Here is a 23,099-nt window from a genome sequence, read left to right on the forward strand (position 1 = left end):
TTCGGCATTGCTTTTGTCCGTATTCTTGCTATAAAATAATAGAAGCTACTACGATGACGTTTGTCCGCTTATCGCTTTTTAGAAATGAGCAACAGAGTGTGTACAGACTCTCGCCCCAGCTGATGACTTTAAAACAGCTGCCCGGCGAGGGTTTTTCGCTTCTTTATACTAACATAAATAGGCGCATCGGTTTGTGAAGCGTCATAAACTCTCAGGAGGCTATCCAACATGTTTAAAGTATTGGTTTCAGACCCGATCAGTGATCTTGGTATTCAAAAACTCATGGATGCTGCGGATGTCAGCGTAGACAAGAACCCAGGACTAAGCGAGGATGAGCTTGTTGCTATTATCGGCGATTACGATGCTCTGCTCGTTCGAAGTCAAACACGTGTAACCGCTCGTATCATGGAGGCTGGTAAACGTCTTAAGGTCGTTGGACGTGCAGGTGTCGGTGTTGATAATATCGACCTTCCAGCAGCAACGCAGCGAGGGATTATCGTAATTAACGCACCAGATGGCAACACCATTACAACTTGTGAACACACATTCGCAATGATGATGGCTGTCGCACGTCATATTCCACAAGCCTACTTAAAAACGGTGAGCGGCGAATGGGATCGCAAATCCTTCCTCGGCGTAGAACTGCGCAATAAAGTGCTTGGTGTTCTTGGAATGGGTCGCATCGGTAGCGAAGTTGCTAAACGTGCTAAAGCCTTCGGTATGGAAATATTGGGCTATGACCCCTTCTTGACAGAGGAACGTGCTGAGAAGCTTGGCGTTCGTTTATCCAGTGTAGACGATATCGTACGGAATGCTGATTTCATCACCGTACACACACCGCTTACACCGGAAACCCGTCATATGATTTCCCGTCCTCAGTTCGAAGTTATGAAAAAAGGCATGCGTATCGTCAACTGTGCGCGCGGCGGATTAATTGATGAGGCTGCGCTTGTTGAAGCGATTGATCAAGGCATTGTAGCTGGTGCAGCTTTCGACGTATTCGAAGTTGAGCCACCTGCAGCTGATCATCCTTTTCTGACAAATCCTAAGATCATCGTCACCCCTCACCTAGGTGCTTCAACGGTTGAAGCTCAGGAGAATGTTGCGATCGACGTTTCGGAACAAGTTCTCAACATTCTACGTGACATTCCGTTCATAAATGCGGTGAATATGCCTCCAATTCCAGCGAATGTTCTTAATATTCTTCAGCCATACTTCAGCCTTGGCGAGAAGCTCGGTAGCTTCGTAGCACAGCTTACTGAAGGTGCTGTTGAAGAAATTACAGTTAACTATGCCGGTGAGCTAGCAGAGGTTGATACACAGCCCCTAACCCGTTACATTGTACGCGGCATTTTGTCGCATCACCTTGGTGCCGATCAGGTTAATGTTGTTAACTCGATGCACTTGGCCAAAGAGCGCAGCGTTAATATCGTTGTACAGAAATCGCATATCGCACGTGATTTCACCAATCTTGTGACCGTATCGCTTCGCTCGAAGAAAGTGGAACGTCTCGTTGCAGGAACCCTTCTAACTGGTTATGGCCAACGTATTGTACAGATCGACAGATTCCCTGTTGATGTGGCACCAGAAGGCAATCTGATCCTTATCTCACATCATGATAAACCAGGGATTATTGGTAATGTCGGTTCACTGCTGGGCAGTAACGATGTGAATATTGCAACTATGCAGGTTGCACGTGAGCTTGCTGGCGGATCTGCCATTATGGTGCTGACTGTCGATAAAGTAGCTTCAAAAGAAATCATTTCCGAACTTGTTAAATTACCTGATTTGATCAAAGCGAAAGAAATCAACCTTCTCTAATAGCAATTAAAAAAGCAAAAAGAGCGCCCAGTGATTGGGTGCTCTTTTTTTGTCTTATGAAGTCAAAAGCAAAATGTTTCACGACCAACAAGATTAGTCGGCTTACTTCAACAAAAAAAGCGCTTCTAGTCGAAGCGCTTTGCTATAAGCTATGCTGCTTCGACAGGAAGCAGCAAGGTGAATGTCGTTCCTCTACCCAACGCGCTATCCGCTTGGATTTGACCTCGGTGAGATTCCACGATATTTTTGACGATAGCAAGTCCGAGACCTGTTCCTCCCGATGTGGCGCCTCGTGTTCGCGCTTTATCCGCTTTGTAAAACCGTTCGAAGATATAAGGCAAATCCTCCTGAGGAATGCCGTTTCCTTCATCTCTTACTTTAAGCTCCACAAAGGGATGCTGATCAATCGTTACTCGATTAGCTGAGAGTATAATTTGAGCCCCTCCAGCCGTATGTCTCATCGCATTATCCAGCAGGTTCGTCAGCACCTGTTCGAGGCGATCTTCATCAGCTGCTTCCATAATAAGCGGCTCCCCGGGCACATCGCAGATCAGACGAATACTACGCTCCTTAGCAAGTACAAGAAATTTCCGGTGCACACGCTTCATGAGACTCTCAAGATCAATCTCTTCGAGCTTCATCTCGATATGTCCAGCTTCCATACGTGCGAGGTCCAGCAGGTCCTTCACTAGGCGTCCCATACGCAATGACTCATCATAAATGACTTGTACAAGCTCCTTGCGCTCCTCTGGAGAAGCGGCAATATCATCAAGAAGAGCTTCGCTGTAGCCTTGCAGCATAGAAAGTGGCGTCCGAATCTCATGCGAGACGTTAGCAACAAAATCACGACGCAGCTTCTCAAGCTTCGATTCCTCGGTCACGTTTCGCATAACAGCGACAGCGCCACGTACGGACTCATTGGACTTGAGCGGTGCCATAACTACAGACCAAACACCACTTTGGACATGAACCTTTTCGGTCTCATCATGCCCTTCTCGCAATACCTTACGATAGAGCTCGAACAAGGGTCCAGGTACCTGTCCACGTGACAGACTTCCACTGCGAATCATCTCTTCATTGCTCCACTCCAGCATGTTCCAGCGATCAATTAGTTGTTGACCATGCGGGTTCGCTAGAATCACTTTGCCCTCCGCATTAAAAGTGACAACCGCATCCGCCATACTGCGAAGTACACTGCCCAGATGATCCTTCTCATGGTTAAGATCCCGGATCAACGTATCAAGCTCAGCAGCCATATGATTAAACGTATTCGCGAGATCACCGATTTCGTCAGAGGAGCGAATCGGTACCCGTGTACGATACTCACCGTGAGAAATCAAGTCCGCCGCTTTCTTCATTTGAAGTAAGGGCTGTGTGATCTTGGTTGATAAGAAAAAAGCAAAGAATGTAGAAAGCAAGAAGCCAATAATCCCTGTGTAAACAAACAGCACTTTAACATCATGAGGATCATTAAATGCTATATCGATATACTGCAGCAGAAACATACCGAGTATTAGCAGGACAGTAGCTACAAGCGCTATGATAGTCAGCCACAGCTTACCTACTACACTACGCCATAACATCATTTACTTCGGGACCTCTAGCTTGTAGCCTACGCCCCAGACCGTGGTTATCATTGTCGCTGCTTCTGGTGATACTTTATTCAGTTTCTCTCTCAATCGCTTCACATGCGTATCGACCGTACGTAAATCTCCGAAGAACTCGTAATTCCATACGTCCTTAAGCAGCTCTTCACGCGAGAAAACCTTGTCTGGTGATATAGCTAGATAATGCAGCAGCTCATATTCCTTCGGTGTCAAGCTTACTTCTTGACCTCCAGCCATGACACGGTGGGCATCATGCTCAATAATTAGATGTGGAAAAACGATATTGTTGCTCGTCAATGCTTCCTTCGTTAAGAAAGCCGTAGCTGAGGAACGGCGCAAAATCGCTTTTACCCGATAAATGACTTCACGTGGACTGAACGGCTTCACAACGTAATCATCTGCTCCAACCTCGAAGCCCTGAACTCGGTTCATCTCTTCGCCTTTGGCTGTCAGCATAATAACCGGCGTCGCCTTCACTTGACGAAGCCGCGCGCACACTTCAATACCATCGATTCCTGGAAGCATTACATCCAGCAGAATCAGATCAAAGTCACTAACTGTAGCAAGGCGCAGCGCAGTCTCGCCATCCTCAGCTTCCTCAATCACGTATCCTTCTTTTTCCAAGTACATTTTGAGCAACCTGCGAATGCGTTCTTCATCATCCACGACTAGAATACGATGTAATTCCTGAGACATCTGAACCCGACTCCTCTCCATCAATCGTTACAATTTGACTTAAACACCAGCATAGGAATGCAGACCAACTAGGACTAGATTGACACCTATGAGTGTGAACAACACAACGACGAAGCCGATAACAGCCAGCCAAGCCGATTTCTTGCCATGCCAACCGCGTGACAAGCGGAAATGCAAGTAAGCCGTATAGTAAAGCCACGTAATAAGTGCCCACACTTCTTTGGGATCCCATCCCCAGAAACGCGACCAAGCAATATACGCCCAGATCATGGCAAAGATTAATGCACCTAGCATGAATATGGGATATCCGATTGCGATAGCTCGATAACTAATCTCATCGATATCATCCTCATCGATACCTTCCATAAGCGGATGAATCGCAGCGCCGATACGTCTACGCAGAAGCAATCTAATGATACCATACAGAATTGTACCATTGATGATTGACCAAGTAATCGTGTTAAGCTTTCTAGCAGCATTTACGCCATGCATCCAAGACGGTGTTTCGAACACAGCCTTTTTCATGCCAATGAACGAATCAATGGAAACATCCTGGCTGTTATAAGGCTTGAAGATTGGAGGAAGCGTATAAACGACACTTTCAGTTGTCGTGTTCTCTGCCCCTTTATCATCGATAGTAACGGTCTCTTGCTTGAAGGTTGCCTCATAGCCCGCACCGCGGAATGCGAATACGGAACTAACAAAAGCAATAATAATGACAATAACATAAAGGGTAAATTCAACCCAAAACTGCTCACGACGGGCCTGCTGGCTCGTTTGCTTGAAGTCAACCGTTCTCAGCAAATACATGAGGCCTGCGGCAAATCCAACGGCGAAGAAGGCTTCACCTAGTGCTGCAGTCGTTACATGAATCCGAAGCCAGCCGGATTGAAGGGCTGGAATAAGCGGCTGAACCTCCTGCGGAAATACCGCTGCGAATGCCACGATAATAACCGTAAGCGGGAGAGTGAATAAACCCAGCAGCGGCTTACGGTAAATAGCATTAACGACGAAGAAGGCAAGCATAATCGCCATAGCTAGGAAAGACATGAATTCATACATATTACTCGTTGGGATATGTCCGCCACCGATCCAACGCGTAAAGAAAAAGGTGAGATGCGCGGCAAATCCTAGTGCTGACGTAACGAAAGCAATGCGGCCCCACCTGTGAGTATGTTCCTCCGGTTTACGATTGCTCCACCTTTGTCCGCCAATGCAAACGCCGTAGAACATGAATCCGAAGCAATAAAGAAAGAATGCGGCGATAAATGCGCCACTGCTGAAATCAACCAAACTCACGATTTGTTCCTCCCATTATCAAGCGACTTAGGCTCTACTACGACACCTACACCGCGCAAGGCGAATGCGACATCTGCACGCATGCCGTAATTATTTTTGTTCGTATGTGCACCAAGCGTGACGCGGCCTTTGTCGATTCGAAGCCAAACTCGGCGATGCTGCCAGTACGTACCAATCAGAAGACCGAACATTGAAATGCCGGCTCCCACCCATATATATGGCATGGCACGATCCGTTCGAATATTGAGAGAAGTCACAACTCCAGCGAACGAAACATCCGCCATCGATTTTACTTTCAGTTCAAATTTCTGACCAATTTCACCGTTAATCAAATCTTGACTGAACCTCTGCTTATCGATTTGCTTCGGGAAATACATATAAGGCATGCCTCCCGCTGGCAAATCAGGTCCTTTTATTACGAAAACAAAGGCTGGCGCATTCGGTTCTCTTGATTTGGTCGTCGGCTGTCCAGCTGTGTTAAGAGCAAAATCCATATAGGTCTGTTTGAGCTCAAGTGAATATGGACCTAGCTTATAATTCAGCTGTGGATTGCGCATATCAAGCACGAATGAACCATATTCTTTGCCTGTCTTCTTATCAAATAGCGAAGGCTTCACGGATTTGAGCTTCGGTGTATCATCAAAACCGAATTGATAGGCCTTCAGCCCTTTGTATGAAAGAGGATCATTCACGATGATATTATGACGCTTAACTTCAACTAGCTCAGGCTTTAGGGAAGGATCGTCGCAGTTTGCTGTACATTTGTACAGCACTGACTGCGTCTCATAGAGCTTCGCACGAGCCGTTCCTTGAAGCTCCTTTGGCAGTTCTTTATCGGTATAATAATTGATCGTGAACTTTTCATTCTTGATAAAATAGCTTGTATCTGGAATTTGTACCGTTTCACCTTCCGGAACCGTTACATAGTTATCCATCGACCAGCCTGGCAGAGAGCGAAGCAGGACAGCAAGCAGAAACACGATGAGACCGATATGGTTAATGTAAGGACCCCATCGGCTAAAACGGTTCTTCTCTGCAAGAAGTGCTGTGCCGTCTTTCGTCACGCGAAAATGACGACGTTTGAGCTGGTCAGCAATTTTCCCTGTCCAGATTTCCTCTTCACCTTCAATATCGGCCGTGTAAACCGTCTTCTGCCGGGTGAGGAATTGATGGTGCTTGCGGATTTGCTGCTTATTCAGCGCTCTATATAGCGGAAGTACGCGATCGAGACTACAGATAACGAGCGAGGTCCCAATCATAACTAGCAATCCAATAAACCACCAGGACTCGTAGGTATTCGATAATCCGAGTTTATAGTACCATTTGCCAATCCAACCATACCGATCTTCATAATAGGTGGAAGGGTCAAACGAGACGAATGCATTCTCTTGGGTAAAAATCGTTCCGACCATCGCCGCGATCAGTGTAATGACTATTAATCGTACCGCTATCTTAACAGAGGAAAAGAAACTCCAAACGCGGTCGATGATAGATGGGTTGCTCTTCTGAGAGCGACGAGCGATTCCATCGTAACGCATTTCAAGCGGAGCGCTCCGATCCTCACTCTCTTCATCACCAATATCAAGTGGGTTACCACAGTTCTCACAGAGCACGGTACCTACAGGATTCTGGTGACCGCATTCACACTTTGTATTCTCAAACTTCAACAAGCCAAAAGACCTCCTTCGGTTAGGACTGAAGCAGTTTCGTGACGCGCTCGTCAATGTCCTTTTCCGTCATCGGCCCGACGAAGATATCCATAATCGTTCCATCTGGCTTAACAAAAAAAGTCGTTGGGTATGATTTCAACCCATACTTACGCTCCACTTTCCGATTCTCATCATGCAAAATATTGTAGCTTACCCCATACTGCTTCACGAAATTATTGACCGTTAAATTGTCTTCGCCCAGATTGATGCCGACAATTTCAAGAGGCTTGTCTCCTTTTTTCTTGTATTGCGCCTCCAGATCCGGTGTTTCCGTGACACAACCAGGGCAGAATGTTCCCCAGAAGTTGATCACAAGTGCCTTACCTTTAAAGTCAGTCAATCGATGTGTCTTGCCGTCATTGCCCAGCAAAGCAAATTCAGGGGGGCTAGATCCTATACTCAGTTGTCCATCACTTTTGGAGAACAGCGCATTCCCTATGGCATAGCCGCCTAGCAGCAGAACACCGATGAAGATGACAATTTGAATGAGTCTGCGGTTTTTTTTCATGCGCCTCTGTCACCGCCCTTATCGTACATTATGGATTCTAAAGATCATTATAACGAAAATTCGACGGCAATTAATTGCCGTCGCCTCTTATTTTTGAATTTTATGTGTCTTGACAGCCGAAGCTAGCAAATCTTTTACCTCTTTAGGAGTTAAATGGCGAAACTTCCCTCTTGCTAGTCCAAGTAAGTTCATATCGCCGAATTTAATTCTTCGCAAAAGGATGACCGGATGATTAATTGCTTCGAACATCCGCCTAACTTGACGATTACGTCCCTCGTAAATGGTGATTGAGATCGTCGTCAAATTCTTCTCTTCATCTACGTCATGATACTCCACTTCAGCAGGAGCCGTCATTCCGTCGTCTAGCAGAACACCATTCTGCAGCCTCTCGAGTGCCGAGCCATGCGGTGTACCTTTTACGGTTGCCCAGTAGGTTTTAGGAACGTGATGACTAGGATGGGTAAGCAAGTTCGCAAATTCGCCATCATTCGTCAGAAGCAGAAGACCTTCCGTATCATAATCAAGCCGACCGACAGGATAGACACGCTCTTTAATACCTGGTAGAAAGTCAGATACGATCTTACGACCCTGTGGATCGCTTGCGCTCGTAATAACTCCCTTTGGTTTATTCAGCATGAGATAAAGCTTGCTTTCGCTTTTTATACGTCTGCCTCTTACCGTTATGATATCAACAGCTGGATCCGCTTTAACGCCCAGTGTTGTTACCGTTTCCTCATTGACTTGAACTTCTCCAGCCAAAATGAGTTCCTCACACTTGCGACGCGAAGCAACACCTGCTTGCGCCAAAATTTTCTGTAAACGTTCCAATGATTTCACCTCATCCTCCATCATACCCTAAAAGACCTCATGAAGGAAAGCGGACGCAAGAAGAAGCTGTCATATACAGCAAGAAACGCTAGCACAGGTGCTAACGTTTCTTGCTGCTCCGCTTATCATAGCGACTTTTATTGCTGACAAAGTATGTACAAAGCCTATCCAAATACGAATAAACAAATGATAATAGCAGCGGCAAAGCCGACAAAATCAGAGAACAAGCCTACCTTCAAAGCATAACGGCTCTTTTTTATCCCTACTGCGCCGAAGTAGACCGTAAGCACATAGAGTGTAGTATCCGTACTACCTTGTATAGTGGAAGCAATTCTTCCGATCATAGAATCTGGACCATAGGTCTTAATGAGTTCTGTAGTAAAAGCAAGCGAACCCGCTCCTGTTAAAGGCCGGAGTAAGCCAAGTGGAAGAACTTCACTTGGAATCCCAAGTCGATTGAACAAGGGGCTAATAAGCGAGGCGAGCATGTCCATCGCACCTGATGCACGAAACATACTGATCGCCACCATCATCCCGACAAGGTGTGGAATAATGTTAATCGCTGTACCAAAGCCATCCTTTGCCCCTTCAATGAAGGTTTCGTACACCGGCACTTTGCGAAAGGCGGCGTATAGTGGGATAAATACAATCATCAATGGAATGGTCCAAGAGGACACCAATGTTATCCATTCATACAACAGCCTCACCCTTTCCACTGTTAGACGAGTCTATAGGAATCGGATACAGCTGCTGGGAGATGGTTGACTGTCCATCCCGATTAATCGACTTTGGCGGCTTTGATCGATGCCTGTACCAACGATCCGCGGCGATGGCCGCTACTGTCGCTACAAGTGTCGCAGCAAGTGTCGTACCCACGATCTCAGCTGGATGTGCAGAGCTGTAAGTCATCCGTATCGCAATAAGCGTAGTGGGTACAAGCGTAATGCTTGAGGTGTTAAGTGCTAGCAAAGTACACATGGCGTCTGACGCTGTTTCTTTGTCTTCATTCAGCTTCTGCAGCTCCTGCATTGCTTTTATTCCCATTGGCGTTGCCGCATTCCCAAGCCCTAATATATTGGCGCTCATATTGCTCATGATATAGCCCAGTGCAGGATGACCTTTTGGAATATCCGGAAAGAGAAAACGAACAATAGGCTGCAGCAAAACTGCGATTTTACGCAGGAGTCCGGCATCCTCACCGATTCGCATCAGACCTAACCAGAATACCATCACGCTTATCAAACCAAAACTTACGGAAACACCGCTCTTGGCCCCCTCGAAAGCTGCTTCGGTCAGCGCCTCCATCCTTCCGTTAATAATGGCAGCAATAAAGCTGATCGCAATAAAAAACAGCCAAATGAAGTTTACCATCCCGCTGCCCCTTTCCCTCCAAACAGCGTAGATAGCGTAAGCATAAGCGCACTTCGGAAAGAAGATGACCATGGCTTAGCTACCTGCAATGCTGAATGAGTTGGCATTGCCCATGCAGGATGCTCAGGAAGTGTTATACGACTGCTGAGCGGCTCATACACAGGAGTTGTCCCGATCTTCGTCTCCCCAATAAACCATTCCAGGTAACCCCTCTCACCAAGTGAGTAAGCAGTTGTTTGAACATCCAGCAAGGTTAATTTGGACCTGAGCTGTTCTTTCTCCCCTTCTGCAAATGGATAGAGAAGCGAACGACCTACCGCGAGCGGGTATCCGTTTAAAGGCTGGCCTTTATGCGTCACTTCACTTAATGGAAAATTGCTGAAGCCCCAAGTAAGTAGATTCTGATGATCCAGCCAATCGTCGCCATCATTGATTGTAACCGCTGCTAACTGTTGTCCATTGCGAGTCGCGGAGCTAACCAAGCAGCGAAAGGCCTGTTTCGTGTATCCGGTCTTAACGCCATCGGCACCTTCGTACATGGTTAGCATTCGGTTTTTGTTTGTCCATGAATAATCCCAAGGATCGTTGGGATTCGGTGCTTTTTTCACCTTCGTCTTGACAATCTCTTTAAAGGTCGGGTTTTTGAGCGCATAGGCCGTAAGCTTGGCCAGATCATTGGCAGAAGAATAATGACCTGGGACATCAAGACCATGCGGGTTCATAAATTGTGTATTCGTCAGCCCAAGCATCTGAGCCTTCTCATTCATCATATGTACGAAACCTTCTTCAGAGCCTCCAACATGCTCCGCGATAGCAGTTGCCGCATCATTGCCAGAGCGCAGCATAAGCCCATACAGCATATTCTGCAGGCTCATCTCTTCCCCTTTCTTCAAATAAATCGATGAACCTTCCCTTCCAGCGGCCCGTATGCTTGTCTTCACCATATCGGACAATTTCCCATGCTCAATGGCAACAATAGCTGTCATGATTTTTGTTAAACTGGCTATCTTCATCGGCTTATCACCATTGGAGCTATAGAGCAGCCTACCGGATTCAACGTCAATAAGTGCGACGCCCTTGGCATGCGTTGAGATCGGATTTGGAGCGGCAGTTGCTGTTAGTGTCAACGCACCGAATAGGATACAGCATACAATGGCAAGCACTCCCAATTGACGAATAGATAAACGGACAAGCCTCACACGCTACCCCTCCTGAATTTTATTGAGTCGTTCTGTTTGTGATCAAGGCTGAAGAAGATCACAACTACAAACTCATAGCTAGTTTGCTTCATAATGGACACATCATTCACCTTCGTTCCGTTTTACAGGGGTCTTGTACCAGTATATGAATGGGAGAGTCGGATATGTCCTTTAATATACTCAGGCTATTTGTTCATAAAAAAAGAAACTGCCCGGAAGGACAGTTTCTGCTTGCCATGCGATTGTTATCGAATCGGCTTGTATAAATGCTAATACCAGACCTTAAACGTAGGTGTTATCTGGCGTGTCAAGTAAGACGGAATCCGCGGTGTTCTTATGATCTTCACGTCTGAACATGCTTTGAATTTTCTCAAATACTTGAGGAGCCGAGTCGATAACTCTCTCCATCAGGTGAGTTTGATTATCCAATGGTACAATTCGGACGCCCTGAGTACCTACGACTAGAAATGCAATTGGTGTAATGGATACCCCGCCGCCGCTGCCGCCTCCGAAAGGAAGTGATACAGCTGCATTGTGCGCGTCTCCAGACTTGGAAGTACTATCGGAGCTGTTGTCAAACCGAATATCACTGCCGCCAGCTACGAAGCCAAAGCCAACTTTAGAAATGGGCATAATTACACTGCCGTCCGGTGTTTGAACCGGATCGCCGACAATCGTATTAACATCCACCATTTCTTTAATGTTCTCCATAGCGGTTTGCATTAAACCTTGAATCGGATGGTCTGCCATTGTCCTAACCTCCTTTATATCGAGACTTCATCCATTATGTTGTCCTCGGTTCGTGGAGGTTATGTAATTATCCGCGAAGCAAAATTCGCTGCCAACCCATAAGGCCTTTTGAAATGCCATTGCTTTTTTTCATTTGCTGCATCAGGTGTATTCCTGCATACATGGCATAACCAAAATTGATTTTCGCTGTAAATTCTCCTTCTGTTGAAAAATAAGCCCGCGCATAGATAGGTTCAACTTCAAGCTTAGGGTCTATTTTTAGTCGAACAAGCTGAGAAAGCACGCCGATTGAAGTCGTTTTTACCGACCATAACATGCCGGTAATCATCGCCGTCCACATCGCATCTCCCGTTCCCACTTTGGTCTGCCACTTCCATTCGGTCAATCGAATATGAGCAAGAGTACGCCTGACCCATCCGAATAGATCATCTGTTTGCTTCAGAAGCATGTTTGCTGTTTCGATGGACTTGATGATAGAGTGACCATCAACATGTTTAGCTGCTGTATTTTGTTGGATCCCGCCCATGTTCTCACCTGTCATCTCTTGCTTGAAATCCATGCCCATCCCTTTCAACCGAGCAATAGGCAGCTTCCAATGGTAATGAATCAATCCAAACAAAGCACGAATACGGAGCTCTGCATCATCGTTATCCCCAACCCGCTTAACTTGACCATGAATAACAACCGTAGTCATTGCCATAAGAAAAAGAAGTAAACAAAAGAGACCTGTCCCGATCAACCATCCGTACGGGTATCCAAGCATGGATGCCTCTCCCCCGTTTCCCTTAATTTGGCCCGGATATAGTATGACCCTGTGAACAGATCTCATTCATTTACTTCTAATGGCAAGTCAGCTATTCCGTTTCGGCTACAATATCCTTAATCGAATCGGGAGGCAGCTCTTCAATCGTCATTTGTCGACCCTCTAACTTCTCAAACAGCAGCTGTGTTTGCTCATCGAGCGAATCATCATCGACTGCTTTTGGCTCTGGGAGTGCATCAATTCCAGCTAGACCAAAATATTCAAGGAATGATTTGGTTGTCCCATAAAGGATCGGCCGGCCAATCGCTTCTGCCCGACCGACTTCTTCAATTAAATCCTTCGCAACGAGGGTATGAAGCGGTCGTTCACTCTTCACCCCACGAATTTCCTCAATATCGATGCGCGTTATAGGCTGTCGGTATGCAACAATCGAGAGCGTCTCAAGAGCCGCCTGCGACAGACTCGAACGAGTTGGTGAATAAGCCATCCGCTCAAAATAAGGAGCATGCGCAGGATTCGTCGTCAAACGGTACGCCCCAGCGACAAGCGAAACTTGAATGCCGCGTTTCTTAGACTTCAAATCCTTCATCAAATCATTCGTAATATCGACCGCAACGGTAGCATCTAACTCCAAGATATCAGATAGCTGCTTCTTCGTCAGCCCTTCGTCTCCTGCCATAAAAAGCAGTCCTTCAATAATCGACTTCAACTTCGAATAATCCACCTTGAACCGCTTCTCCTCTCCAATGAATGACGATGTCGTCAAACAATTGATGCTGATAACATCGAATATGTTTCATTTTCATAAGCTCCAGCAGCGCCAGAAAGGTCACCACAATTTCATGCCGACTCATATCATCGCGGATAAGCTTGGAGAAACGGACCGTTTCATATTCTCGCAGCACTTCCATCACATCGCGAATACGATCCTTTACGGATATTTCATCACGATGAATGGTTGCCACTACATTCCGTCTGGTCGCTTTACGAAGCGCCTTCTGGAATGCCTTAACGAGATCATCAATGTGAAGCCCCTTAACAGGATTCTCTTGAACGACCTGCATGAATGGCGTTAGATCCTCCGGCTCTTTCGTGTAGACGAGACTTCTTTCAAACTCTTGCTCGCGAAGCTGTTCCGCAATTTGCTTGAACTTACGGTACTCGATGAGCTTGGCTATGAGCTCGTCATGAGGGTCCAGACCATCATCTGGCCATTCCTCATATTCATCGTTCTCAATTACCGGCGGCTTCGGAAGCAGCTGCTTGCTCTTTATTGCAAGCAGAGTGGCTGCCATGACGAGGAATTCGCTCGTAACCTCAAGCTCTAGCTCCTGCATCGCATTCAGATAATCCATATATTGGTCGGTTATTTCGCTTATGGACACTTCGTGAATATCGATTTCTGCTTTATCGATCAGATGAAGGAGCAGATCGAGCGGCCCCTCGAACGATTCCAGTTTGTATGTTACCGTCATGATGGCCTCCTAAAAAATTTTGAAGATATAACAATATCAATAAGCTCAACAAAAAAAATAAGTGCTTGATAAATGCGAATCATGGTGCGTAAAAGCCCGCTTCGCGGACGGATCATTCTTACGATCGCTGTTGTCTCCCTATTTCTTGATTCTATCCCTAAGGGGTAGAAATAAGGAGACAAAGGCGAACGCTATCGCTTCTTCAGAACGATTCCGTCCGCTTCGCTAGGTTATTCGTGAAGTTATGAACGGATTATGATTTAGAACCATCTATCATTTAGTTTTTCAATGCATTCGTTAAGTTGGCCATTTCAATAGCAGTCGCTGCAGCTTCCCAGCCTTTATTGCCCGCTTTTGTTCCAGCACGCTCAATCGCTTGCTCAATGGTATCCACTGTAAGTACGCCAAAGATCGTCGGCACACCCGTTTTTAGAGCGACAGCAGATACACCTTTAGCTGCTTCATTACACACATAATCAAAGTGAGGCGTTGATCCACGTATTACCGCACCAAGCGTAATTACCGCATCATACTTTCCGCTCTCCGCCATCTTCTGAGCAATTAATGGGATTTCAAAAGCGCCAGGCACCCATGCGATTTCGACCTCAGAGTCTTCAGCACCATGACGCTTGAATGCATCAAGTGCGCCTCCAAGAAGCTTGCTGGAAATAAATTCATTGAAACGTCCAACGACGACTCCGTAACGTAATCCTTTTGAAATTAAATGTCCTTCGTATACATGTGGCATTGCTTTTTCATCCTTTCGTTTATCCTATTATTAGATGGTATAGTCTATATCCTTCATATCGTCAAACCGGAGCAAATGTCCGAGCTTTACCCTTTTCGTGCGGAGATAATCATTATTGTCCGCGTTGGCATCCATCTGAATGGCTACGCGCTCCACGACTTCAATTCCATAGCCTTCCAGGCCGCGAATTTTGCGAGGATTATTCGTCAGAAGCCGCATTTTGCGAACGCCGAGGTCCTTCAGTATTTGTGCACCAATTCCATATTCGCGCAAATCGGGAGCAAAGCCCAATTTAATATTCGCGTCGACCGTGTCGAATCCCTGCTCTTGAAGCTTATAAGCCTTTAATTTGTTTATTAGCCCAATACCCCGGCCCTCTTGCCTCATATAGAGCAGCACACCGTTGCCAGCCTCATCAATTTGTTTAAGCGCTGCTGCCAGCTGAGGTCCGCAATCGCAACGATGGGAATGGAAGACATCACCCGTCAAGCATTCGGAATGAACTCGAACAAGAATCGGCTGATTGGAATCAATTTCACCTTTTACAAGGGCTACATGCTCTTTGTTATCCACCTCATTCGTATAAGCTACTGCACGGAAAACGCCAAAATCAGTAGGCATATTCACTTCTACGACCCGTTCAACCAGCTTCTCCTTCTCATTGCGATAATGGATCAATGCTTGAATGGAGATCAGCTTCAGACTGTGCTTGTTCTTGAATTCAACCAGGTCTGGAAGACGTGCCATGGTGCCATCTTCTTTGATGATTTCACAAATGACTGCAGCTGGCTCTGAGCCGCACATCCGTGCCAAATCAATAGCCGCTTCTGTATGTCCAGCACGACGCAGGACACCGCCATCCTTCGCGATTAGCGGAAAAACATGTCCAGGACGGCGGAAATCCGCCGCTTTTGTCGTTGGATCAATTAGTGCTTTAATGGTCTGGGACCGCTCGTGAGCAGAGATTCCTGTCGTTGTCCCGATATAGTCGACTGAAACCGTAAATGCCGTTCCGTGGTAATCCGTATTATGCGTCACCATTGGAGGAAGTTCAAGCTGCTCTGCGCGCTCCTGTGTAATTGGTGTACAAACCAGCCCTCTTGCTTCAGAAATCATGAAATTAATAATCTCAGGTGTCGCTTTATCTGCGAGTGCAATCAAATCACCTTCATTTTCACGATCCTCGTCGTCTACAACAATAATGGCTTTCCCAAGAATGAGATCATGAATGGCATCCTCAATGCTGTCAAAGCTTACCTGTTCTAAATGATCTGGCAGTGATTCCTTATGCTCCTTCATGCTATCCGTCCTTCCTTACATGCCATATTTCAAAACTATCTTAGAAGAATCCGTTCTCCGCTAGAAATGCGGCTGTTAAACCGCCTGCGGCTTTGCTGCTCTTCCCGTCTTGACCTGAAGCCTCGTGATTGCCATGATTCTCGCCTTTAAAGTGGAGTAAATGATCGACATATTTGCCCAATACATCACACTCTATATTAATCACGCTGCCCGCTTGTTTGTGCTGCAAGGCAGTTTCACGCAGCGTATGCGGAATAATGGAGACTTTGAAATTATTTTTGTCCGCCGCCACCACCGTCAGACTTATGCCATCCAACGTGACGGAGCCCTGCGGGATAACATATCTCATAAGCGAGGTATCATGAGGGCTAATTGTAAAAACGACCGCGTTGGCATCTGTTGTTCTCGAAATAATCGCTCCCGTACCATCCACATGTCCCTGAACAATATGTCCACCGAAACGACCGCCTGCTTGCATGGCCCTCTCCAGATTGACCCGCTCACCTGGACGTAAATCCTTCAGATTCGTGTGCCGATAAGTCTGCGGCATCACATCCACTGTAAATGCCGAGCCGCTTACCTCAGTAACGGTCAAGCAAACGCCGTTCACCGCGATACTGTCACCAATAGCTGCATCACTTAGCACCTTAGCGCCTTCAATGGTAAGCATCATAGCTTCGCCTTGCTTGTAGGATCGCTTAAGCGCTCCAATTTCCTCTATAAGACCTGTGAACATCTATTCCCCTCCCTTAGCATGTGACATCAGACCTCGAAGAGGTTGGGTCTACTCGGCTCCGCTCACGCGGTCGCCATACGCAGGATAACCAACGATACAGACGTCATTGCCAATCTGTTCTACGGTCATTCTTGTAAGCTCAATTGCCTCAGCCATTCGTTCAAAGCCCTCAAAATCAAAAGAACTTGGGGATGCAGCACCGCCAATAATCTTCGGAGCGATAAATAGTATCACTTTATGAACAAGCGACTGCTCCAGCATAGCCCCGTTCAATTTCCCCCCACCCTCAAGCAGAATGGAAGCAATTTCTTGTTCCCCAAGCAGCCGCATGGCCTCCGCCAAATCAACTTGCGGCCCGCTTCCGCAATTCAGCACTTGAGCACCTGCCGCTTCAAGCGCTTGCCGCTTATTGGCATCAGCTCCTTCTGTCGTAAGCACAATGACAGGGGAGATTCTTTCTCGAAGCAGCTTAGCATCTAGCGGAAGTCTTAGCTTGGAATCCACTACGATACGGATAGGATGAACGGCCGGTACCTGCAATCTGGTTGTCAGCTCTGGGTCATCAGCAAGGGCGGTTTGTGCCCCAACCATGATCGCCATATTTTGGTGCCTGAGGGTATGCACGAATTCACGTGACTCAGGCCCGCTGACATACCTGCTATCACCGGTTTTCGTGGCTATTTTGCCATCAAGCGTCATTGCCGATTTAACGGTAACAAAAGGGCGTCTCGTTGTAATAAAAGTGTTAAACGCCTCATTCATCTTCTCTGATTCCGAACCCAGCAAGCCGACTTCAACTACGATTCCCGCTTCGCGCAGCTTTGCGATACCACGTCCAGCTACAACTGGATTCGGGTCTGTGCAAGCGACAACGACACGTGCAGCCTTGGCTTCAATGATTCGTTCACAGCAAGGAGGAGTTCGGCCATGATGACTACACGGCTCAAGTGTCACATATACTGTCGCTCCCTCAGCTGCTGGTCCCGCCATCGACAATGCATGAACCTCAGCGTGGCCTTCACCTCGCTTAAGATGCGCACCAAGACCCACGATACGGCCATCATTAACAACTACGCAGCCTACAACAGGATTAATATCCGTCTGACCCTTCGCTTTGCTTGCCATATCAATAGCTAGGCGCATATATGTTTCGTCGTTCAGCACGTCCATGAACACAAAAAATCACCCCTCGGCAAACTGCCAACGGGGTGATGGATTCGACAAAAATCGTGAAGGGACAGATTCGAAGACACATTTAAACAAGCTCAGCATCTTTGTGAAAAAAAGAACAAAGAAAACCAAGAAATGAAAAAATGAAATCCGCAAACGTCTCCTTCTCCCATCCAGACTATACTGTCGGTCCCGGAGTTACACCAGGTCCACCGTCTTCGCAAGCACCGCATCAGTTGACGATAACGGGAGCTAAACGGGTCACGGACTGACAAAGCACTAGGCATACAATTCTGTTGAAAGGCAGCCAGACGCTTTGATCACCGCCGGTTGGGAATTTCACCCGACCCCGAAGGAAAGTCGCAAATACTTTGAGCAAATGTTACCACTTCAAAATGAAAATTGCAACCTTGTTTTCCTATCATTTTTCCTGATATCAAATTGCAGCACGCTTTCTTTAGCTCAATACTAAAAATAAGTGCTATTCGAAACCTTGTGCGTAAAAGCCCGCTTCGCGGACGGATCATTCTTAAGGGTCGCTGTTGTCTCCCTATTTCTTGATTCTATCCCTTAGGGGTAGAAATAAGGAGACAAGGGCGAACGCTATCGCTTCTTCAGAACGATTCCGTCCGCTTCGCTTTTGTTAGTCGTGTTGGCAAACACTGATTATGGTTTAGAATCCTTTCTTTTTTGTTATTTCATTGTGGGCCTTACTAAATTATGAATTTGCTCTCGTCAAAAGCTGCGTTTTGTTCTATACTATTCTTACCGGTAAAGTCGGAAAAATAACAGCGGGGTGTTCAACATGAAAGAAGTCCCGATCATTTATGTAAAAGCCAACCAAACAGGCATCATTCTATTTGTTATTCTGTCCCTCCTTCTGCAGCAGCCATGGCTGCTTGCTGTCCTGTGGATCATTCAAGCAGCGGGTCTTCTTACGAAAGGAAAGGGCAATTTGTTCGTCTCCCTGGCGAAGACTTTCCTCCATCCTTCTAGCGGATCTGAAATGCAGGCTGTCGAGCTGCAGCGATTTAATAATATATTAGCTGTCATCTTCCTGTCGTTTGCCCTAGGCGGCTTTGCACTAGATTTACGTATAGTTGGAACCGCATTTGCCCTTATGCTCGTAGCGGCAGCTGGTGCCGCTCCACTGGGCTACTGCGTTGGCTGTACTATCTATTTTCAATACAAGCAGTTTATTGCACGCCGACGTCTCAGCTAAGCAGTCTTCTTATGCATGTGGAATTAATGAAAGAAGAAGCAGACCCCACTATCATTGGAGCCCGCTTCTTCTAGTCTAGCCTTGCAATAAAAATAGCCCGCAGCCGGTCATAGAAACCGGAGCGGGTTATTCCTTTTGCTATACAGTCCTATTAATTAAACTTCGACAACTTCGACTTTCGCCATTTTGTCGCGGTTCTTGAATGTATCTACGTGCTCCATACCTTTGGAAACTTTACCGAACACCGTGTGTTGACCATCAAGGTGCGGCTGAGGCTGGAAGCAAATATAGAACTGGCTGCCGCCTGTATTACGGCCGGCATGTGCCATTGCCAACGTTCCACGCTCATGCTTGTTTGGGTTAATCTCGCAGTTAATGGAGTAACCTGGACCGCCAGTACCAGAACCTGTCGGGCATCCGCCCTGAGCCATAAAGCCAGGAATAACACGGTGGAATATAAGACCATTGTAAAAGCCTTCATTAGCCAGTTTCTCGAAGTTAGCTACCGTATTAGGTGCTTCTTGGTCAAAAAGGTCCAGAATGACTTCTGCGCCGTTTTCCATGGTGATTTTTGCTTGCTTTGCCATCGATTATTCGCTCCTTAGACAACTATTATTTATTTTGCTGCTGATGTCTGCTTCAGACGTGCAGGAATAACGTCGTTACCGACGATATCATCCAGCGACTCGCGCTTAACTGCAACGTCAGCTGCACCATCTTTGACAAAGACAACTGCCGGACGACGAATCCGGTTGTAATTGCTTGCCATTGCATAATTGTACGCGCCTGTGCAGAAAACAGCAAGTAAATCACCTGTCTTTGCTTTTGGCAGCTCCAAATCCCAGATAAGCATATCACCGCTTTCGCAGCATTTACCTGCAACCGACACGGTCTCTTCAACGGACTCGTTAGCACGATTAGCTAGGACAGCTTCATACTTGGATTCATAAAGAGCCGGACGCGGATTATCTGTCATGCCGCCATCAACAGCAATATATTTGCGAACGCCTGGGATGTCTTTGCTTGTCCCAACCGTATATAAGGTTGTACCTGCATCACCAACCATACTACGACCGGGCTCAACCCAGATCTCAGGCAATGGATAATCGGCATTGGTAAAATTATTAATGATCGAATCCGTAATGGCCTTCACATATTGAGCAATTGGAAGCGGTGTATCCCCTTCCACATAACGAATACCAATACCGCCGCCAAGATTAATAACACGGAAAGTGATGTTCAGTTCTTCGCGAACCTTCACTGCAAAACCAGCTACTTTATCTACAGCCATCGCAAAACCTTCGACCTCAAAAATCTGGGAGCCGATATGAGAGTGAACACCTAATAGTTCAATATTTGACTGCGCAGCAGCCTCTTGAATCGCCAGGTATGCTGTACCATTACCAAGATCGAAACCAAATTTAGAATCCGTTTGGCCCGTTGAAATATATTCATGCGTGTGTGCTTCGACTCCTGGTGTAATCCGGAGCAGAACTTGAACCTTTTTGCCTTTATCGCCAGCAAGGGCATTAAGCAAGTAAAGCTCATTAAAGTTGTCAACTACGAAGCATCCAATGTTCGCATCAAGCGCCATGTTGATTTCGTCTGGTGTTTTGTTATTGCCATGAAAGTGAATGCGTTGTGCTGGAAATCCTGCTTGTAGAGCTGTATAGAGCTCTCCGTCGGAAACGACATCAAGCGAGAGGTCTTCCTGCTCTGCAATGGCACACATAGCCATTACGCTGAATGCTTTACTTGCATAGGCGACTTGAAACTTCAAGCCAGACGCGCGGAAAGATTCAACATATTCGCGGGCGCGCTGACGTACAAGCGCTTCATCCACGATATAAAGCGGGGTTCCGAATTGTTTGGCGAGGTCAGCGACATCACAACCGCCGATTTCTAAATGTCCTTGTGCGTTAATTTTACTTGTACCATGAAAATACATAAATTTCCCCTCCGAGTTCTCCAATTAATCCCATTATACAACTTGCATCAATTTACATTAGTATAACGTATTCGCTCCCAGCTCGAAATGGATTAATTCGCATTTCATTTGTATTTTTTGCAAATGAACTACTTTTCGTCTGACTTAGTCGGCATTTTATCAAGCTGCTGTGCTTTAAGTATATTCGCGCGTGTACGATTTTGCAAAACAGGCGGCCGGATAAGAAGGTTACACATTCCTCTTAAATCAAAAGGAATAAGCGGCCACATGTAGGGACGATTATACGATCGTTCGACAACTAGTGTAATAAATATAAGTGTTGTTGCGATTACGAAGCCCTCAACTTTAAAGCTCGCTACAGCAATAATTAGGATCAGTCTGACGATTCGGTTCGCTAATCCCAGCTCGTAGCTTGGCGTTGCAAACATACCGATTGCTGCCACCGCCATGTATAAGACAACCTCGTTAACGAACAAACCCGTCTTAACCGCGATATCCCCGATTAGAATCGCTGATATTAATGACATTGCTGTCGCAAGGGGAGCTGGTGTATGGATCGAAGCCATTCGAAGCATATCCACGCCCACTTCAGCAATTAGAAACTGCGCAACCATTGGCAGGCGGCCTGGCTTATGTGCCCCAATAAAGTCCAGAGCAGGCGGCTTCAGCTCAGGCTTCAAGGTGAATAGAAACCAAAGCGGCAGCAGGAATAACGAAGCAAAGACACCTAAGAAACGAACCCATCTCAAATAGGTTCCAATAAACGGCGTCTGACGATTCTCCTCCGAATGCTGAAGCAGATCAAAGTAGGTGGTCGGTATGATCATTACACTTGGTGTCGTATCCACGAACAAAGCAATATGACCTTCCATTAAATGAACGGCGACCGTATCCGGCCGTTCCGAATATCGAACAAGCGGAAAAGGATTCCAGCCTCTCTTCACAGTGGCTTCCTCAAGCTGCTTGTCTGCTAGCGGAAGACCGTCAATCTTTACCTTTTGAATCTTGTCACGTACCGCTTCAAGTAATTCCTTATCAACAATATCGTCAATATAGGCGACACATACGTCCGTTTGTGTCCGCTGCCCAACTCGCATGATTTCATAACGAAGCTGTTTATCACGCAGGCGGCGGCGTACAAGCGTAACATTAACGAGCATCGTTTCTACGAATCCATCTCGTGAGCCACGGACGACCTTCTCAAGTGAAGGCTCCTCCGGATTACGTCCAGGGAAAGCCTTCGCATCGATGAGTAGCAATGTGGTCTCGCCATCGATATATAAAGCTGTTCCACCTGAAAGCACAGCGGTCATCATCTTGTTCCAATCGGACTCCATGGACACCTGCACCGCAGGTACATAGAGATCAAGAAATGAATGAATCGCATCTGAGGACAAATCCTCAGCCTGCAAATAAGAGAGCCTCTTTAGAACCTCTGTCAGAATCGTATCCTTTGCAAAGCCATTAAGGAAGAACAATGCCGTTCGCTTCTCCCCAAACGTCATCTCTCTAACCACAACGTCAAAGCTCTTCTTAAACCCGATCTCTTCCTCCAGCTTTTTCGTGAAGCACTCGATTTGCGCAGGAATTGAAACCTGTTCGGGCTGCTTTTCGGACGTTTCTTGGTTTTTATTTTTCTTCCGACGGCTAAAAATTGGACCCTTAATGGGAGAATTGATAGATCGCTCCTGCTCCTTCTTAGAGGAATCATTCCCTTCTTCTGACTTCACTCCTTCCTGTAGTTTCACTTGTTTTTCCGATTGTTCCGATTGTTCAGGTTCTTCGGATTGTTCCCGTTCTTCCGATTGTTCCGATTGTTCCGGCTCTGGTTCTACCCAATAAACATGTATGATATTCGACCCATCGTCCCCGTTATGCAACGATTCCCGATTATCTTTTTCTTGATCGCTCATCAAAAACCCTCCTTTGTCCCGATGCAAGATCGGTTAC

The 23,099-nt window shown here is 46.5% G+C and carries 22 protein-coding genes and 1 riboswitch; of the genes, 2 read left to right on the top strand and 20 right to left on the bottom strand.

All coding sequences use genetic code 11. From position 1 onward, the window contains the following. The first annotated feature begins 228 nt into the window (after nucleotides 1-228). Complete coding sequence (gene serA / locus EKN16_RS11610) at nucleotides 229-1,821, top strand: phosphoglycerate dehydrogenase (protein WP_125656876.1); 1,593 nt, start codon at nucleotides 229-231, stop codon at nucleotides 1,819-1,821. A gap of 149 nt (nucleotides 1,822-1,970) precedes the next feature. Here the strand turns inward: serA and EKN16_RS11615 are convergent, their stop codons facing one another. From EKN16_RS11615 to ribD, 17 genes are all read right to left on the bottom strand, one after another. Beyond that, entirely contained in the window at nucleotides 1,971-3,407 is a 1,437-nt protein-coding gene (locus EKN16_RS11615) for a HAMP domain-containing sensor histidine kinase (RefSeq protein WP_125656879.1), read from the bottom strand. Then, nucleotides 3,408-4,124 carry a response regulator transcription factor gene (locus tag EKN16_RS11620; protein WP_125656882.1) on the bottom strand — a complete coding sequence of 239 codons (717 nt, stop codon included), beginning with the start codon at nucleotides 4,122-4,124 and terminating at the stop codon, nucleotides 3,408-3,410. A gap of 39 nt (nucleotides 4,125-4,163) precedes the next feature. Continuing rightward, nucleotides 4,164-5,423 carry a cytochrome c biogenesis protein CcsA gene (gene ccsA / locus EKN16_RS11625; RefSeq protein ID WP_125656885.1) on the bottom strand — a complete coding sequence of 420 codons (1,260 nt, stop codon included), beginning with the start codon at nucleotides 5,421-5,423 and terminating at the stop codon, nucleotides 4,164-4,166. Next, nucleotides 5,420-7,093, bottom strand: coding sequence for a cytochrome c biogenesis protein ResB (gene resB / locus EKN16_RS11630; protein ID WP_125656889.1), 1,674 nt, complete (start codon nucleotides 7,091-7,093; stop codon nucleotides 5,420-5,422). Before resB ends, ccsA begins: the two co-directional genes overlap by 4 nt. 19 nt (nucleotides 7,094-7,112) lie before the next feature. Beyond that, nucleotides 7,113-7,640 carry a redoxin domain-containing protein gene (locus EKN16_RS11635; RefSeq protein WP_125656892.1) on the bottom strand — a complete coding sequence of 176 codons (528 nt, stop codon included), beginning with the start codon at nucleotides 7,638-7,640 and terminating at the stop codon, nucleotides 7,113-7,115. A gap of 87 nt (nucleotides 7,641-7,727) precedes the next feature. Beyond that, nucleotides 7,728-8,468, bottom strand: coding sequence for a pseudouridine synthase (locus EKN16_RS11640; protein ID WP_125666149.1), 741 nt, complete (start codon nucleotides 8,466-8,468; stop codon nucleotides 7,728-7,730). Nucleotides 8,469-8,632: 164 nt separating this feature from the next. After that, on the bottom strand, nucleotides 8,633-9,166 hold the full coding sequence (locus EKN16_RS11645; protein WP_125656895.1) for a spore maturation protein: 534 nt from the start codon (nucleotides 9,164-9,166) through the stop codon (nucleotides 8,633-8,635). Beyond that, nucleotides 9,159-9,839, bottom strand: coding sequence for a nucleoside recognition domain-containing protein (locus EKN16_RS11650; RefSeq protein ID WP_125656898.1), 681 nt, complete (start codon nucleotides 9,837-9,839; stop codon nucleotides 9,159-9,161). Before EKN16_RS11650 ends, EKN16_RS11645 begins: the two co-directional genes overlap by 8 nt. Beyond that, nucleotides 9,833-11,038 (bottom strand): D-alanyl-D-alanine carboxypeptidase family protein, encoded by a 1,206-nt coding sequence (locus tag EKN16_RS11655; protein WP_125656901.1) that lies wholly within the window; start codon nucleotides 11,036-11,038, stop codon nucleotides 9,833-9,835. The genes EKN16_RS11650 and EKN16_RS11655 overlap by 7 nt, the downstream gene beginning before the upstream one ends. Before the next feature lie 282 nt (nucleotides 11,039-11,320). Continuing rightward, nucleotides 11,321-11,788: a GerW family sporulation protein gene (gene ytfJ / locus EKN16_RS11660; RefSeq protein WP_125656904.1), complete on the bottom strand. Its 468-nt coding sequence runs from the start codon at nucleotides 11,786-11,788 to the stop codon at nucleotides 11,321-11,323. A gap of 67 nt (nucleotides 11,789-11,855) precedes the next feature. Next, on the bottom strand, nucleotides 11,856-12,551 hold the full coding sequence (locus EKN16_RS11665; RefSeq protein WP_183530714.1) for a DUF2953 domain-containing protein: 696 nt from the start codon (nucleotides 12,549-12,551) through the stop codon (nucleotides 11,856-11,858). Nucleotides 12,552-12,642: 91 nt separating this feature from the next. Next, nucleotides 12,643-13,275 carry an SMC-Scp complex subunit ScpB gene (scpB, locus tag EKN16_RS11670; protein ID WP_125656910.1) on the bottom strand — a complete coding sequence of 211 codons (633 nt, stop codon included), beginning with the start codon at nucleotides 13,273-13,275 and terminating at the stop codon, nucleotides 12,643-12,645. After that, nucleotides 13,244-14,026: a segregation and condensation protein A gene (locus EKN16_RS11675; protein ID WP_125656913.1), complete on the bottom strand. Its 783-nt coding sequence runs from the start codon at nucleotides 14,024-14,026 to the stop codon at nucleotides 13,244-13,246. The genes scpB and EKN16_RS11675 overlap by 32 nt, the downstream gene beginning before the upstream one ends. 277 nt (nucleotides 14,027-14,303) lie before the next feature. Next, entirely contained in the window at nucleotides 14,304-14,774 is a 471-nt protein-coding gene (gene ribH, locus EKN16_RS11680; RefSeq protein WP_125656916.1) for a 6,7-dimethyl-8-ribityllumazine synthase, read from the bottom strand. Between the two features lie 30 nt (nucleotides 14,775-14,804). Next, nucleotides 14,805-16,073 (bottom strand): bifunctional 3,4-dihydroxy-2-butanone-4-phosphate synthase/GTP cyclohydrolase II, encoded by a 1,269-nt coding sequence (locus EKN16_RS11685; protein WP_125656919.1) that lies wholly within the window; start codon nucleotides 16,071-16,073, stop codon nucleotides 14,805-14,807. Nucleotides 16,074-16,113: 40 nt separating this feature from the next. Next, nucleotides 16,114-16,809 carry a riboflavin synthase gene (ribE, locus tag EKN16_RS11690; RefSeq protein ID WP_125656922.1) on the bottom strand — a complete coding sequence of 232 codons (696 nt, stop codon included), beginning with the start codon at nucleotides 16,807-16,809 and terminating at the stop codon, nucleotides 16,114-16,116. Between the two features lie 48 nt (nucleotides 16,810-16,857). Continuing rightward, entirely contained in the window at nucleotides 16,858-17,979 is a 1,122-nt protein-coding gene (gene ribD, locus EKN16_RS11695; RefSeq protein WP_125666151.1) for a bifunctional diaminohydroxyphosphoribosylaminopyrimidine deaminase/5-amino-6-(5-phosphoribosylamino)uracil reductase RibD, read from the bottom strand. A gap of 157 nt (nucleotides 17,980-18,136) precedes the next feature. Further along, nucleotides 18,137-18,340, bottom strand: a riboswitch (FMN riboswitch). A gap of 444 nt (nucleotides 18,341-18,784) precedes the next feature. On the opposite strand from ribD, the gene EKN16_RS11700 reads away from it, so the two are divergent. Next, the gene (locus EKN16_RS11700) at nucleotides 18,785-19,201 is read left to right on the top strand and encodes a DUF4395 domain-containing protein (protein WP_125656925.1); all 417 of its coding nucleotides are present in this window, start codon (nucleotides 18,785-18,787) and stop codon (nucleotides 19,199-19,201) included. Between the two features lie 155 nt (nucleotides 19,202-19,356). Here the strand turns inward: EKN16_RS11700 and EKN16_RS11705 are convergent, their stop codons facing one another. From EKN16_RS11705 to EKN16_RS11715, 3 genes are all read right to left on the bottom strand, one after another. Continuing rightward, nucleotides 19,357-19,788, bottom strand: a complete 432-nt coding sequence (locus EKN16_RS11705) for a peptidylprolyl isomerase (RefSeq protein WP_125656927.1) — start codon at nucleotides 19,786-19,788, stop codon at nucleotides 19,357-19,359. A gap of 29 nt (nucleotides 19,789-19,817) precedes the next feature. Continuing rightward, nucleotides 19,818-21,149: a diaminopimelate decarboxylase gene (gene lysA, locus EKN16_RS11710; protein WP_125656930.1), complete on the bottom strand. Its 1,332-nt coding sequence runs from the start codon at nucleotides 21,147-21,149 to the stop codon at nucleotides 19,818-19,820. A 128-nt stretch (nucleotides 21,150-21,277) separates the two neighbouring features. Continuing rightward, nucleotides 21,278-23,062 (bottom strand): spore germination protein, encoded by a 1,785-nt coding sequence (locus EKN16_RS11715; RefSeq protein ID WP_197719127.1) that lies wholly within the window; start codon nucleotides 23,060-23,062, stop codon nucleotides 21,278-21,280. Between the last annotated feature and the right edge of the window lie 37 nt (nucleotides 23,063-23,099).

This window comes from Paenibacillus baekrokdamisoli (genome assembly GCF_003945345.1).
Taxonomy (GTDB): Bacteria; Bacillota; Bacilli; order Paenibacillales; family Paenibacillaceae; genus Paenibacillus_Z; species Paenibacillus_Z baekrokdamisoli.

What these genes read in the sequence shown, in the direction of transcription:
- EKN16_RS11665 (WP_183530714.1), bottom strand. Translation starts at nt 12,551, where the DNA reads ATGCTTGGATACCCGTACGGATGGTTGATCGGGACAGGTCTCTTTTGT.
- EKN16_RS11650 (WP_125656898.1), bottom strand. Translation starts at nt 9,839, where the DNA reads ATGGTAAACTTCATTTGGCTGTTTTTTATTGCGATCAGCTTTATTGCT.
- EKN16_RS11620 (WP_125656882.1), bottom strand. Translation starts at nt 4,124, where the DNA reads ATGTCTCAGGAATTACATCGTATTCTAGTCGTGGATGATGAAGAACGC.
- EKN16_RS11705 (WP_125656927.1), bottom strand. Translation starts at nt 19,788, where the DNA reads ATGGCAAAGCAAGCAAAAATCACCATGGAAAACGGCGCAGAAGTCATT.
- ribE (WP_125656922.1), bottom strand. Translation starts at nt 16,809, where the DNA reads ATGTTCACAGGTCTTATAGAGGAAATTGGAGCGCTTAAGCGATCCTAC.
- ytfJ (WP_125656904.1), bottom strand. Translation starts at nt 11,788, where the DNA reads ATGGCAGACCATCCGATTCAAGGTTTAATGCAAACCGCTATGGAGAAC.
- lysA (WP_125656930.1), bottom strand. Translation starts at nt 21,149, where the DNA reads ATGTATTTTCATGGTACAAGTAAAATTAACGCACAAGGACATTTAGAA.
- EKN16_RS11715 (WP_197719127.1), bottom strand. Translation starts at nt 23,062, where the DNA reads ATGAGCGATCAAGAAAAAGATAATCGGGAATCGTTGCATAACGGGGAC.
- EKN16_RS11700 (WP_125656925.1), top strand. Translation starts at nt 18,785, where the DNA reads ATGAAAGAAGTCCCGATCATTTATGTAAAAGCCAACCAAACAGGCATC.
- ribH (WP_125656916.1), bottom strand. Translation starts at nt 14,774, where the DNA reads ATGCCACATGTATACGAAGGACATTTAATTTCAAAAGGATTACGTTAC.
- EKN16_RS11685 (WP_125656919.1), bottom strand. Translation starts at nt 16,073, where the DNA reads ATGAAGGAGCATAAGGAATCACTGCCAGATCATTTAGAACAGGTAAGC.
- EKN16_RS11635 (WP_125656892.1), bottom strand. Translation starts at nt 7,640, where the DNA reads ATGAAAAAAAACCGCAGACTCATTCAAATTGTCATCTTCATCGGTGTT.
- ribD (WP_125666151.1), bottom strand. Translation starts at nt 17,979, where the DNA reads ATGGACGTGCTGAACGACGAAACATATATGCGCCTAGCTATTGATATG.
- serA (WP_125656876.1), top strand. Translation starts at nt 229, where the DNA reads ATGTTTAAAGTATTGGTTTCAGACCCGATCAGTGATCTTGGTATTCAA.
- EKN16_RS11675 (WP_125656913.1), bottom strand. Translation starts at nt 14,026, where the DNA reads ATGACGGTAACATACAAACTGGAATCGTTCGAGGGGCCGCTCGATCTG.
- EKN16_RS11615 (WP_125656879.1), bottom strand. Translation starts at nt 3,407, where the DNA reads ATGATGTTATGGCGTAGTGTAGTAGGTAAGCTGTGGCTGACTATCATA.